Source organism: Rhodococcus sp. 5G237, from assembly GCF_053764735.1.
Genome location: NZ_JBSNCD010000006.1, coordinates 48,152 through 61,018, shown reverse-complemented (window position 1 = coordinate 61,018; position 12,867 = coordinate 48,152). Strand labels below are relative to the sequence as shown.

Here is a 12,867-nt window from a genome sequence, read left to right as displayed (position 1 = left end):
TGGATCGCACGTCCACGGGAAAAATTGGATCACCCGGACGTTTCGGTCTCGTTTCTTCGGACAACGAGTGTTCGCACATACCGGAGAGGCACTGGTCGGGCGGTGTGGCCGACGCTGTCGTCCTCGGTCCCTAGACTGGCACGCGTGACCCGTGCATCCACTTCCGCGACGTCCACCGCGGCCTCCGACGACCGCCCGACCCTGCTGCTCCTCGACGGCCATTCCCTCGCGTTCCGCGCGTTCTACGCGCTGCCCGCCGAGAACTTCAAGACCCACAGCGGGCAGACCACGAACGCGGTCTACGGGTTCACCTCCATGCTCATCAACCTGCTGCGCGACGAGCAGCCCACGCACGTCGCGGCGGCATTCGACGTCAGCCGCAAGACCTTCCGCGCCGAACTGTTCGCCGCCTACAAGGCCCAGCGCAGCGCCGCACCCGACGACTTCAAGGGTCAGATCGACCTCACCAAGGACGTCCTCGGCGCGATGGGGATCCCGGTGATGGCGATCGAGGGCTACGAGGCCGACGACATCATCGCCACGCTCGCGACGCAGGCGCACGCCCAGGGCTTCCGGGTGCTCGTGGTGACCGGCGACCGCGACGCGCTCCAACTCGTCAACGGCGACATCACGGTGCTGTATCCGCGGCGCGGCGTCTCCGACCTGACGCGCTTCACCCCCGAGGCGGTGGAGGAGAAGTACGGGCTCACCCCCGAGCAGTATCCGGACTTCGCGGCGCTGCGCGGCGACCCGAGCGACAACCTGCCCGGCATCCCCGGCGTCGGCGAGAAGACCGCCGCGAAATGGATCCGCGAGTACGGAAGTCTGAGCGGACTCGTCGACCGCGTCGACGAGGTGCGCGGCAAGACCGGCGACGCGCTGCGCGAGAACCTGTCCAACGTGCTGCTCAACCGCCAGCTCACCGAGATGGTGCGCGACGTGGCCGTGCCGTACACCCCCGAACAGCTCGCCCTCGCACCGTGGGACCGCGACCGTATCCACCGCCTGTTCGACGACCTCGAGTTCAAGGTGCTGCGCGACCGGCTGTTCGAGACGCTCTCGTCGGCCGAACCCGAGGCCGAGGAGGGCTTCGAGGTGCGCGGCGGGATCGTCGAGCCGGGTGCCCTCGGCGACTGGCTCGCCGAACACGCCCCGGCGGGCCGACGCCACGGCCTCGCCGTGGTGGGCACCGGCACTCCTTACGGGGGCGACGCGACCGCGATCGCCGTCGCCGGGGCCGACGGTGAGGGCGCCTATGTGAGCACGGTGGCGCTCACGCCCGAGGACGAGAACGCCCTCGCCGCATGGCTCGCGAACCCCACCGTGGAGAAGGCCGTACACGAGGCGAAGTTCGCCATCCACGCGCTGCGCGGACGCGGCTGGACGCTCGCCGGCATCACCAGCGACACCGCGCTCGCCGCCTATCTGGTGCGGCCCGGGCAACGCTCGTTCAAGCTCGACGACCTGTCGCTGCGCTACCTCAAGCGTGAGCTGCGGGTCGAAGACACCGGCGCGCAACAACTCTCGCTGCTCGACGACGAGGACGCCGCCGACGCGCAGGCGGCCGAGGCTCAGATCCTCGCGGCGCGCGCCGTCGTCGACCTCGCCGCGGCCCTCGACACCGAACTCGGCGAGATCGAGTCGGTGCGCCTGCTCACCGAGATGGAACTGCCCCTGCTCGAGGTCCTCGCCGATCTCGAGGCCACCGGCATCGCCGTCGACTCGACGCACCTGCACGACCTGCAGTCCGAGTTCGCGGCCCAGGTCGCCGCCGCCGCGAACGCCGCCTACGAGGTGATCGGCAAGCAGATCAACCTCGGTTCGCCGAAGCAGCTGCAGGTGGTGCTGTTCGACGAGCTCGAGATGCCGAAGACGAAGAAGACCAAGACCGGCTACACCACCGACGCCGATGCCCTGCAGAACCTGTTCGACAAGACGGGCCACCCCTTCCTCGAACATCTGCTCGCGCACCGCGAGCACACCAAGATGAAGACCACCGTCGACGGGCTCATCAAGTCCATCGCCGACGACGGTCGCATCCACACCACCTTCAACCAGACCGTCGCGGCGACGGGCCGGCTCTCGTCGACCGAGCCGAACCTCCAGAACATCCCGGTGCGGACGGAAGCCGGTCGCCGGATCCGCGACGGGTTCGTGGTGGGCGACGGTTTCGACGTGCTGCTCACCGCCGACTACAGCCAGATCGAGATGCGCATCATGGCGCACCTGTCCGCCGACGAGGGGCTCATCGAGGCCTTCCGTACGGGCGAGGACCTGCACACCTTCGTGGCGTCGCGGGCGTTCGGGCTGTCGCTCGAGGAGGTCACCCCGGAGCTGCGGCGCCGGGTCAAGGCGATGTCCTACGGTCTCGCCTACGGATTGAGTGCCTACGGGCTCGCCCAGCAGCTGAAGATCTCCACCGACGAGGCCCGCGAGCAGATGGAGGCCTATTTCACCCGCTTCGGCGGCGTGCGCGACTACCTCTACAACGTGGTCGAGGAGGCCCGCAAGGTCGGCTACACCTCCACCCTCTACGGTCGCCGCCGGTACCTGCCCGACCTCAACAGCGACAACCGGCAGCGCCGGGAGATCGCCGAGCGCGCCGCGCTCAACGCCCCCATCCAGGGCACGGCCGCCGACATCATCAAGGTCGCGATGATCGACGTGCAGAAGGCGCTCAGCGAGGCCGGACTGCGGTCGCGGATGCTGCTGCAGGTGCACGACGAACTCGTGCTCGAAGTGGTCGAGGCCGAGCGCGAACAGGTCGAGGCGCTCGTGCGCGACAAGATGGACTCCGTCATCGAACTGTCGGTGCCGCTCGAGGTCTCGGTCGGTTACGGCCGCAGCTGGGACGCCGCGGCGCACTGAAGTCGCAGGCACACCGACCGCAAGTACACGGAGCTGTACAGACGACGGCGCCCGCCCCCCGGAATGCCGGGGACGGGCGCCGTCGACGCGAGTGGGTCAGCCCTGCTCGGCGCGAGCCTCCGCAATCTGCTTGCGTACATCGTCCATGTCGAGGTTCTTGACCTGCGAGACGAGATCCTCGAGAGCGGCGGGCGGAAGAGCGCCGGCCTGGTTGTAGACGAGGATGCCTTCGCGGAACGCCATGATCGTGGGGATCGAGCGGATGTTCGCCGCTGCCGCGATGGCCTGCTCGGCCTCGGTGTCGACCTTCGCGTGCACGACGTCGGGGTGCTTGTCCGACGATGCCTCGAAGGTGGGGGCGAACTGCTTGCAGGGGCCGCACCAGTCGGCCCAGAAGTCCACGAGCACGATGTCGTTGCTCGTGACGACCTCGTCGAAGTCCTGCTGGGTGAGAGCCTTGGTTGCCACGGAAATCCTTTCGGTCGGGCGTGTCGACGGGTCCAACATCCGGCCGCCGCTGTTTCTTCCCGTTCGTTCCCTCCGCCACGCCTCGTGACGGGGTTCCTTCCGCCACGCTACGTGACGTGCCTGCTCCGGGGGCGCCGTCGGGAGGTGTCGATCGAGGGATGCGTCACACGCCGACCGGCTCGTGGCGTCCCACGCCGACCGGGTCGACGGACCGCCGGAAGGTCCGTCGGTAGGCCTGCGGCGTGGTCTGCCGCAGGCGCAGGAAATGCTGGCGCAGCACCGCCGCGGTACCGAAACCGACGCGGTCGGCCACCACGTCGATCGGAAGGTCGGTCTCCTCGAGCAGGCGCTGCGCGGCCAGAACCCGCTGGTCGCGGAGCCAGCGCGCGGGCGTGACCCCGACCTCGGCGACGAACCGCCGCGCGAAGGTACGCGCCGACATGTGCGCCTTCTGCGCCAGTGCGGCCACCGGAAGTTCCTGATCGAGGTGCTCGCTCATCCAGTCGAGCAACGGTGCGAGCGATTCGTCCTTGCATTCGGGCAGCGGCATCGCGACGTACTGAGCCTGTCCGCCGTCGCGGTGCGGTGGCACCACCATGCGCCGGGCGATCGTGTTGGCGACCTGGGCTCCCTGGGCGGAGCGGACGATGTGCAGGCACAGATCGATGCCGGCCGCGGTGCCTGCAGCCGTGAGAACCGGATGGTCGTCGACGTAGAGCACGTCCCGGTCGACCTGCGCCGTCGGATAGGTCCGGGCGAGTCGGTCGGCGTGCATCCAGTGGGTCGTGCAGCGACGCCCGTCGAGCAACCCGGCCGCGCCGAGGATGAACGCCCCGGTGCACATGCTCGCCACACGCGCACCGCGGTCGACGGCGGCGCGCAACTTCGCGAACAACGGTTCGAGGCGTTCGTCGTCGAGCGCGATGCCCTCGCTGTTCACCGCCGGCAGCAGGATCAGGTCGGCGTCGTCGAGGAGATCGAGCGTGTGCGGCACCTCGATGGTGTAGCCGAAGCGGGTGCGCACCGGATCGGAGGTCGCGGCGACCAGGTGGAAGTCGTAGGTGGGCAGGCCGTCGTCGGAGCGGTCGAACCCGAACACCTCGCATGCCACGCCGAGTTCGAAGGTCTCGACGTAGGGGAGGACGGGGACGACCACCTTCTCGAGCCGGCCGGTGGTTCCAGGTGTTCCGGACACGGCATCCAGTGTGACACCGCGGTGGCAGAAAATCGATGTTCTCCGACGGCTCTGCCACTGTCGGGCCGGTTCCCGGCGCGGCAGGCTCGAAGCATGATCCTGCTGGTCCTCGTACTTCTGGCAGTCTTCCTCCTGCTCGACGTGCTGGCCCTCACCGGACGCACGCCCGACACCCATATGGAAGTGACGCAGTTCGGCGACTACCGCTTCTGAACCGCTCACCGCCGCCCGCTCAGGAGAGCAGCCACTCCCGCTTGGCCTCGCCGTCCCAGCGCCGCACACCCGCACTCGACCCGGTCAGCTGCCGCTCCGGCGTCTGCGCCGCCAGGACCGCCGCACCGACCCGCGCGGCAGGCACCCGCCGCGCGAGGGTGACGTGCGGCGTCCACTCGCCGGGCCGGATGTGCGCGGGGATCCCGGGGCAGTCCGAAAGCACCTCGAACACCCGCGCCTGGAGTTCGAGCAGCTCGATCGACGGCACGACCGTGCGGGCGAGCGTCGCGTATCGGCCACCGAAGATCACCACGCCACCGAGCCGGAGGGTGATCCGCCGGACCGCGATGGCGGTCCGCAGCGCGTCCTCGAGTTCGTCCGGCACGGCATGGGCGACGAACAGCGTCACGTGCGGACGGTTGGATTCGGAACGGACCCGTCCCTGACTGTGCAGACCGGCGTCGAGCAGCCGCGTCCACTCGTCGCGCACCGCCGCGTCGAGCGGGGCGTCGAGGAGGAGTTCCACCGACTGGACCACGGTAGGCAATGATGGCCGGGTGACCGACGACACCGCAATGCTCCAGACCCACCGCATCGGACTTCTCGAGGGGGACGGCATCGGTCCCGAGATCGTGCCGGCGACCCGCAGGATCGTCGACACCGCCGTCGCGGTAGCCGGGGTCGCGGTCGACTGGGTGCCGCTGCCCGTCGGCGCCTCCGCGATCGAGACACACGGCAGCCCGCTGCCGCAGGTCACCCTCGACACCCTCGCCGAGCTCGACGCGTGGATCCTCGGCCCGCACGACAGCGCCTCGTACCCACCGGAGTTCCGGGGTCAGCTCACGCCCGGCGGACGGATCCGCAAGCATTTCGACCTGTACGCGAACATCCGGCCCGCATGCGCACTGCCGGGAGCGCCGTCGGTGTCGCCGAAGATGGATCTCGTCGTCGTCCGGGAGAACACCGAGGGTTTCTACGCCGACCGGAACATGGCCGTCGGCAGCGGCGAGTTCATGCCCACACCCGACATCGCGCTCGCGGTCGGGGTGATCACCCGCGCGGCCTGTGAACGCATCGCGCACACCGCCTTCGATCTCGCGTCGCGACGCCGCAAACGCGTGACCATCGTGCACAAGGCGAACGTGCTCTCCCGCACGACCGGCCTCTTCCGGGACGTGTGCCAGGAAGTGGGTCGCCTCTACCCGAGCGTCACCGTCGACGACCAGCACGTCGACGCGATGGCCGCGTTGCTCGTGCGCCGCGGCGCCGAGTTCGACGTGATCGTGACGGAGAACATGTTCGGCGACATCCTGTCCGACCTCGCCGCCGAACTGTCCGGCTCGCTCGGCACCGCGGCGTCGATCAACGCCTCGCGCACGAAGGCCATGGCCCAGGCCGCGCACGGCGCCGCACCGGACATCGCCGGGCAGGGCCGCGCCAACCCGATCGCGCTGATCCTCTCCGCCGCCATGCTTCTCGACCGTCTCGGGGCGCGCGCGGACATCGAGTTCTCCGCGGCCGCCCGCAGCATCGAGGACGCGGTGCGCGCGACCGTCGCGGCGGGTGTCGCGACCGCCGATCTCGGTGGCACCGCGTCGACGGACGAGTTCACCGCCGCCGTCGTCGCCCGCCTCGAGGCCTGAGCTTCGGGTTTGCATTCGGACCCCTCCCGGGTTGGATACTGTTCGACTGTGAATCGAGCAGTGCACACCCGCCGCGCGGCCTCGCGCGCGACCTCGTGGGGGCGTCGTCGTGTCCGGACCCTGAACAGGCTGGCGGCGGGAGCAGCGGTGCTCGCCCTCGCGACCGGGTGCGTGGTGAACACCGAATCGACCGTCCCGCCCGGCGATCGCGTCACCGTCGAGAAGGTCGACGCCATCGCGAGTCAGTTGCCGCCCGACATCGCCGACGGCGGCACCCTCGAGGTCGGAGTGAACGTCCCGTACGCCCCCAACGAGTTCAAGGACGACGACGGCACCATCGTCGGCTTCGGTGTCGAACTCGTCCAGGCCCTCGGCGACGTACTCGGACTCGAGGCGGTGCTCAACGAAGCCGACTTCGACCGGATCATCCCGGCCGTCCAGGCGGGCACCTTCGAGATGGGTTCGTCGTCCTTCACCGACACGAAGGAACGCGAGGAATCGGTCGACTTCGTCACCTACTACAGCGCCGGGGTGCAGTGGGCGCAGCGCACCGGCGAATCCGTCGACCCCGACAACGCGTGCGGACTGCGCGTGGCGGTGCAGACCACCACCATCGAGGACCTTGAGGAGGTCCCCGCCAAGAGCGAGGAGTGCGTCGCCCGCGGACTGCCGCCCATCGACAAGGTCAAGTACGACAGCCAGGACGAGGCCGCCAACGCCCTGATCCTCGGCCGGGTGGACGCACTGTCCGCCGACTCACCGGTCACGGCGTACGTCATCGCCCGCAGCGAGGGACGACTCGAACCGGCCGGTGAGGTCTTCGACGCCGCGCCCTACGGATTCGTCGTCGCGAAGGGTTCGCCCTTCGGTCCCGTACTGCAGCAGGCGGTGCAGTACCTCATCGACTCCGGTGCGTACGACGAGATCACCGCGCGCTGGGGCATGGAGGACGGCGCGATCACCGCCTCGCAGATCAACGGCGCGACGAGCTGAGAAAGGGAACCATGAGCGAGTCCACGTCCGCGAGATCCGCGGAACCGCGACCGGACGAACCGGAGCCGATACGCGCAGTACCCCTGCGGCATCCCGGACGATGGATCTCCGGTGCGATCGTCCTGATCGCGCTCGGGTTGTTCGCCTGGGGAGCGGCGACCAACGAGGCCTACCGCTGGGACATCTACGCCCAGTACCTGTTCGACGCCCGCATCACCGCAGCCGCCTGGAAGACCGTCCAGCTGACGGTGCTTGCCATGGCCATCGCCGTCGTCCTCGGCGTGGTGCTCGCCGTGATGCGTCTGTCCCCGAATCCCGTGCTGCGTTCCGTCGCCTGGCTGTACCTGTGGGTCTTCCGCGGTACCCCCGTGTACGTCCAGCTCGTGCTGTGGGGACTGTTCCCGTCGATCTACAAGCAGATCGACCTCGGGATCCCGTTCGTCCACCAGTTCGTCCACATCGACGTGCAGGGACTGAACGCGGCGTTCCTGTTCGCCGTCATCGGTCTGGCACTCAACGAGGCGGCCTACATGGCGGAGATCGTGCGCGCCGGCATCACCTCCGTGCCCGAGGGGCAGCTGGAGGCGTCGACCGCGCTCGGCATGTCGTGGTCGCAGACCATCCGCCGCACCGTCCTGCCGCAGGCGATGCGGGTGATCATCCCGCCCACCGGCAACGAGCTGATCAGCATGCTCAAGACCACCTCGCTGGTCGCCGCCGTGCCCTACAGCCTCGAGCTGTACGGCCGGGCCCGCGACATCTCGGGTGCGAACTTCCAGCCGATCCCGCTACTGCTCGTCGCCGCGACCTGGTACCTGGCGATCACCAGCCTGCTCATGATCGGCCAGTACTACCTCGAACGGCACTACTCGAAGGGTCTGAGCCGGCAGCTCACCGCCCGCCAGCTGCAGGCACTCGCCGACGCACAGAACGCACCGGTCACCGAGGCCGGCAAACCGACGCCGAAGCCCGGCGCACCGGGGGAGGAACGCATATGACGTCCGTCGACACGCCGATGGTGCGGGCCGACCGGGTCTGCAAGAGTTTCGGCGCCGTCAAGGTGCTCAAGGGCATCTCGCTCGAGGTCGGACGCGGCCAGGTGACCTGCCTGATCGGCCCGTCCGGATCGGGCAAGTCGACCTTCCTGCGGTGCATCAACCACCTCGAACGCGTCGACGCCGGTCGCCTGTACGTCGACGGCGATCTCGTCGGCTACGCCGAGCGGGGTTCGAAACTGTACGAACTGCATCCGCGGGCCGCGGCGAAACAGCGCCGCGACATCGGAATGGTGTTCCAGCACTTCAACCTGTTCCCGCACCGCACCGTGCTCGAGAACGTCATCGAGGCGCCGATGCTCGTGAAGAAGACCAAGCGCAACGAGGCGGTCGACAAGGCCCGGGATCTGCTCGCGCGGGTGGGGCTGGCCGACAAGGTCGACGCCTATCCCGCGCAGCTGTCGGGCGGCCAGCAGCAGCGCGTGGCGATCGCCCGTGCGCTCGCCATGGATCCCAAGCTCATGCTGTTCGACGAGCCCACCTCGGCTCTCGACCCCGAACTCGTCGGCGAGGTGCTCGCGGTGATGCGCGATCTCGCGGACGGCGGCATGACGATGGTCGTCGTCACGCACGAGATGGGCTTCGCGCGGGAGGTCGCCGATCAGCTCGTGTTCATGGACGGCGGCGTGGTCGTCGAGGCCGGTGATCCCCGCCAGGTGCTGGCCGACCCGAAGGAGAGCCGGACCCGGGAGTTCCTGTCCCGACTGCTGTGAACACCGAAACCCGAATCCGGCGCGGGTTGTGAGTCGGGGTCAGTGGGGTTTGCGGCTGCAGAAGATGGCGGTGCCCGGGAAGATCGACCCGCGCAGCGGGCTCCACTGCCCCCACTCACGGTCGAGATGCTCGGGCCACTCGGGTTCGACGATGTCGTAGACCTCGAGGCCGGCGGCGACGAGCTCGCGCACCCGGTCGCCCACGGTGCGGTGGTGCTCGGCGTAGGTCGCCCGTCCCGTTGCGTCGACCTCGACGTAGGGGGTCCGGTCGAAGTACGGGAACATCGCGACCAGGCCCGGTTCGCCCGGGTCGTCGGGGAAGATCCATCGCATCGGGTGGTTCACGGAGAACACCCACCGTCCGCCGGGCCGCAGTACGCGCGCGACCTCGCGCATCACCCGGGCGGAATCGGCGACGAAGGGCACCGCGCCGAACGCCGAGCACACGATGTCGAAGCTCGCGTCGGCGAACGGCAGGTTCTCGGCGCCGGCCTGCACGAGCGGAACCGTCGGACCGGAGGCGGCCATCGCCGCGCGTCCGCGCTGCAGCATCCCCATGGAGATGTCCAGTCCGACCGCGCGGGCACCCTGTCCGGCGAGCCAGCGGGCGCACGGCGCCGAACCGCATCCGAGTTCGAGGACGTCCCGGCCGGCGACCGGGCCGAGCAACTGCACATCGCCCTCGTGCAGGCCCTCGGGGCACCACACGAACTCGCCCGCGGCCGAGTCCACGCCGAGGAACTCGCCGTGGGTGCGGTGGTAGTCGTCGGTGTCGGCGTCCCACCACACCCGGTTCGCGCGTTCGCTCTCGAGGGAGCCGAGGCGGGTTCGGGTGGGTCGTGTCTCGCCGAGGATCGTCTCGGCGTCCGCGTGCCGCGCGGCCTCCTCGTCGGTTGCCTCCGGGGCGCCCGAAAGGTCTGGAAAAGGGGTGTTCGCGGAGCCCGACATGGGTGTGAGCCTATCGGGTGCGGGGGAGCGGTCCCGATATCGGTTTGCCCGGGTCCCCTCGAGACGCGTAGCCTGGTGATCGCGAGTGTCCGCAGCGCGGCTTCAGGGCCGAGCGAGGAACTCGCCGTGACTCGCACATCGCCGTATCGCAGTGGGTGTTTCACGTGCCCGACCGAATTTGACCAACCGACTATCAACCCGTCCGGAGCAACTCAACACATGGCCTCCACCACCGTCACCTCGCCGCAGGTAGCCGTCAACGACATCGGCTCCGCCGAGGATTTCCTCGCCGCCATCGACGCCACGATCAAGTACTTCAACGATGGCGACATCGTCGAGGGCACCATCGTCAAGGTCGATCGCGACGAGGTGCTGCTCGACATCGGTTACAAGACCGAAGGCGTCATCCCGTCCCGCGAGCTCTCCATCAAGCACGATGTCGACCCCAACGAGGTCGTGTCGGTGGGCGATGAGGTCGAGGCTCTTGTTCTCACCAAGGAGGACAAGGAAGGCCGTCTGATCCTGTCCAAGAAGCGTGCTCAGTACGAGCGCGCCTGGGGCACGATCGAGGAGCTCAAGGAGAAGGACGAGGCCGTCAAGGGCACCGTCATCGAGGTCGTCAAGGGCGGCCTGATCCTCGACATCGGCCTGCGTGGCTTCCTGCCCGCGTCGCTCGTCGAGATGCGTCGCGTCCGCGACCTCCAGCCGTACGTCGGCAAGGAGATCGAGGCCAAGATCATCGAGCTCGACAAGAACCGCAACAACGTGGTCCTGTCGCGCCGCGCATGGCTCGAGCAGACCCAGTCCGAGGTCCGCAGCGAGTTCCTGCACCAGCTCCAGAAGGGCCAGGTCCGCAAGGGCGTCGTGTCCTCCATCGTCAACTTCGGCGCCTTCGTCGATCTCGGCGGTGTCGACGGCCTCGTGCACGTCTCCGAGCTGTCCTGGAAGCACATCGACCACCCGTCCGAGGTCGTCGAGGTCGGCACCGAGGTCACCGTCGAGGTTCTCGACGTCGATCTCGACCGCGAGCGTGTCTCCCTGTCGCTCAAGGCGACGCAGGAAGACCCGTGGCGTCAGTTCGCCCGCACCCACGCGATCGGTCAGATCGTGCCGGGCAAGGTCACCAAGCTCGTTCCGTTCGGCGCGTTCGTCCGCGTCGAGGAGGGCATCGAAGGCCTCGTCCACATCTCCGAGCTGGCCGAGCGCCACGTCGAGGTCCCGGACCAGGTCGTTGCCGTCGGCGACGACGCGATGGTCAAGGTCATCGACATCGACCTCGAGCGTCGTCGTATCTCGCTGTCGCTGAAGCAGGCGAACGAGGACTACACCGCCGAGTTCGATCCGTCGAAGTACGGCATGGCCGACAGCTACGACGAGCAGGGCAACTACATCTTCCCCGAGGGCTTCGATCCCGAGACCAACGAATGGCTCGAGGGCTACGAGAAGCAGCGTGAGGAGTGGGAGTCCCGCTACGCGGAGGCCGAGCGTCGCCACAAGATGCACACCGCTCAGATCGAGAAGATGGCTGCCGACGAGGCTGCCGAGGCTGCGGCCGGCGTGTCCGGTGGCAACTACTCGTCCGAGTCGGGTGCCGAGGCTGCTCCGGAGACCGGCGGCGGATCGCTCGCGAGCGACGCCCAGCTCGCCGCTCTGCGCGAGAAGCTGTCGGGCAACGCCTGACACAGGGTTCCACGGACGGCCCCGCACCATTCGGTGCGGGGCCGTCCGCGTTCTACAGCGGCACCGGTGCTCGGGCGCAGAGGCTCCCGGAACACGACGAGACCGGCCCCCTCCGCAACGGCGGAGGGGGCCGGTCTTCGTTCGTTCTGGACAGCAGGCGTTCAGCTCACGGCGAGCTCACCCCACGGCGGGAGTGGCCCACTGCGCGGGCAGGGCCGTCGCCCGCTTGCGCATCGCGGCGTGGCTGTGGCGCGCGTTCGTCAGCAGCGCGGTGAACCAGTTCCGCCGGTGCTCGGCGAGGGCGGCAGCGACCTCGGGGATGAGGATGCAGTGAACACCGTTTTCCATGCCGAGGCGATGCCGACCTGTGGTGGAGGTGGAGGATCGCATGGCCTGCCTTCTCGAATGCTCCGGACGAGCCGGGACGGACGCTTCGCAACGACGATATCGGACACGACGTCGAATTCTCCGCATTTGCCCCAGGTAGGAGGGGGTGTGTCCGGTTCCCGAGCGGTGCTGCGACCGCCCCGTGACCCTGCCGTGATCGGCGTGTGATCCCTGGCCGCTCCGACGGGGAGATGTCGGTGACTCCCGAGCGGTCCGAGAAGTGCACCCGGTTCGTCCCAAGCGACGCGGTGCACCGTGTCCGAGGTCCACACACCTCGACACGGATCGTCCTCGAGGTGTTCCTGTCCGCCGAGTCGCTGTTGCCCGGCGGGCCACCGGAGGGCTTCGTCGCCGGCCTGCAGGGGGCGCTCGTGGCGGCGGCGGTCGTCGCGGCCCGCGCCACCCTCGGCCGCCGCACCCGAGTTCGCGGAGCGCGCGGCGCGGCTGCCGGGTCGTGGGACGGGGAGTTCATCTTCATCGAGCCGATGATGACGCGGGAGTGGCCGGCGACGAAGCCGTCCCCGCGGGAGGTCCTGAAACAACCGTCGTCCTACCGGCGGACCGGCTACTACCCGACGGTGTACACGGTCGACTTCGATGAGCAGACGGGCGAGTATGTCGTCGCGCTGTCGGGACTGACGATGCGCGAGGCGTCGTAGGGACCGCGAAGATGCCTCGGCGACGCGCTGATGCGAGACTGGGCA

Annotated in this window: 12 protein-coding genes; 7 read left to right on the top strand and 5 right to left on the bottom strand. The window is 68.8% G+C overall.

The window, feature by feature from the left end:
* Positions 1–144 precede the first annotated feature (144 nt).
* Entirely contained in the window at positions 145–2,868 is a 2,724-nt protein-coding gene (polA, locus tag ACWPOC_RS15160) for a DNA polymerase I (RefSeq protein WP_120283062.1), read from the top strand.
* Positions 2,869–2,964: 96 nt separating this feature from the next.
* Here polA and trxA read toward each other — a convergent pair whose 3' ends face one another.
* From trxA to ACWPOC_RS15145, 3 genes are all read right to left on the bottom strand, one after another.
* Positions 2,965–3,336, bottom strand: coding sequence for a thioredoxin (gene trxA / locus ACWPOC_RS15155; protein WP_016691445.1), 372 nt, complete (start codon positions 3,334–3,336; stop codon positions 2,965–2,967).
* Positions 3,337–3,499: 163 nt separating this feature from the next.
* Positions 3,500–4,531, bottom strand: a complete 1,032-nt coding sequence (locus ACWPOC_RS15150) for a GlxA family transcriptional regulator (RefSeq protein WP_183070715.1) — start codon at positions 4,529–4,531, stop codon at positions 3,500–3,502.
* Positions 4,532–4,763: 232 nt separating this feature from the next.
* A complete protein-coding gene (locus ACWPOC_RS15145) occupies positions 4,764–5,282 on the bottom strand; it encodes a 2'-5' RNA ligase family protein (protein WP_120283060.1) in 519 nt (172 codons plus the stop codon).
* Between the two features lie 37 nt (positions 5,283–5,319).
* Here ACWPOC_RS15145 and ACWPOC_RS15140 point away from each other — a divergent pair, with 37 nt between their 5' ends.
* The 4 genes from ACWPOC_RS15140 to ACWPOC_RS15125 all read left to right on the top strand — a co-directional run bounded on the left by ACWPOC_RS15140 (position 5,320) and on the right by ACWPOC_RS15125 (position 9,148).
* Positions 5,320–6,387, top strand: a complete 1,068-nt coding sequence (locus ACWPOC_RS15140; RefSeq protein WP_174247137.1) for an isocitrate/isopropylmalate dehydrogenase family protein — start codon at positions 5,320–5,322, stop codon at positions 6,385–6,387.
* 120 nt (positions 6,388–6,507) lie between these two features.
* The gene (locus ACWPOC_RS15135) at positions 6,508–7,380 is read left to right on the top strand and encodes an ABC transporter substrate-binding protein (protein WP_230791392.1); all 873 of its coding nucleotides are present in this window, start codon (positions 6,508–6,510) and stop codon (positions 7,378–7,380) included.
* An 11-nt stretch (positions 7,381–7,391) separates the two neighbouring features.
* Positions 7,392–8,378, top strand: coding sequence for an amino acid ABC transporter permease (locus ACWPOC_RS15130; protein ID WP_016691439.1), 987 nt, complete (start codon positions 7,392–7,394; stop codon positions 8,376–8,378).
* Positions 8,375–9,148: an amino acid ABC transporter ATP-binding protein gene (locus ACWPOC_RS15125; protein WP_120283054.1), complete on the top strand. Its 774-nt coding sequence runs from the start codon at positions 8,375–8,377 to the stop codon at positions 9,146–9,148. Before ACWPOC_RS15130 ends, ACWPOC_RS15125 begins: the two co-directional genes overlap by 4 nt.
* Before the next feature lie 39 nt (positions 9,149–9,187).
* Here the strand turns inward: ACWPOC_RS15125 and ACWPOC_RS15120 are convergent, their stop codons facing one another.
* Positions 9,188–10,096: a class I SAM-dependent methyltransferase gene (locus ACWPOC_RS15120; RefSeq protein WP_159418112.1), complete on the bottom strand. Its 909-nt coding sequence runs from the start codon at positions 10,094–10,096 to the stop codon at positions 9,188–9,190.
* Positions 10,097–10,315: 219 nt separating this feature from the next.
* Between ACWPOC_RS15120 and rpsA the strand changes: the two genes are divergently transcribed.
* On the top strand, positions 10,316–11,776 hold the full coding sequence (rpsA, locus tag ACWPOC_RS15115; protein ID WP_016691436.1) for a 30S ribosomal protein S1: 1,461 nt from the start codon (positions 10,316–10,318) through the stop codon (positions 11,774–11,776).
* Between the two features lie 177 nt (positions 11,777–11,953).
* Here the strand turns inward: rpsA and ACWPOC_RS15110 are convergent, their stop codons facing one another.
* The gene (locus tag ACWPOC_RS15110) at positions 11,954–12,166 is read right to left on the bottom strand and encodes a hypothetical protein (RefSeq protein ID WP_016934979.1); all 213 of its coding nucleotides are present in this window, start codon (positions 12,164–12,166) and stop codon (positions 11,954–11,956) included.
* Between the two features lie 293 nt (positions 12,167–12,459).
* On the opposite strand from ACWPOC_RS15110, the gene ACWPOC_RS15105 reads away from it, so the two are divergent.
* Complete coding sequence (locus tag ACWPOC_RS15105; protein WP_183070714.1) at positions 12,460–12,822, top strand: hypothetical protein; 363 nt, start codon at positions 12,460–12,462, stop codon at positions 12,820–12,822.
* Positions 12,823–12,867 lie beyond the last annotated feature (45 nt).

Coding starts and splice junctions, on each gene's coding strand:
- ACWPOC_RS15110 (WP_016934979.1), bottom strand. CDS start 12,166: ATGCGATCCTCCACCTCCACCACAGGTCGGCATCGCCTCGGCATGGAA.
- ACWPOC_RS15125 (WP_120283054.1), top strand. CDS start 8,375: ATGACGTCCGTCGACACGCCGATGGTGCGGGCCGACCGGGTCTGCAAG.
- ACWPOC_RS15140 (WP_174247137.1), top strand. CDS start 5,320: ATGCTCCAGACCCACCGCATCGGACTTCTCGAGGGGGACGGCATCGGT.
- ACWPOC_RS15120 (WP_159418112.1), bottom strand. CDS start 10,096: ATGTCGGGCTCCGCGAACACCCCTTTTCCAGACCTTTCGGGCGCCCCG.
- rpsA (WP_016691436.1), top strand. CDS start 10,316: ATGGCCTCCACCACCGTCACCTCGCCGCAGGTAGCCGTCAACGACATC.
- ACWPOC_RS15130 (WP_016691439.1), top strand. CDS start 7,392: ATGAGCGAGTCCACGTCCGCGAGATCCGCGGAACCGCGACCGGACGAA.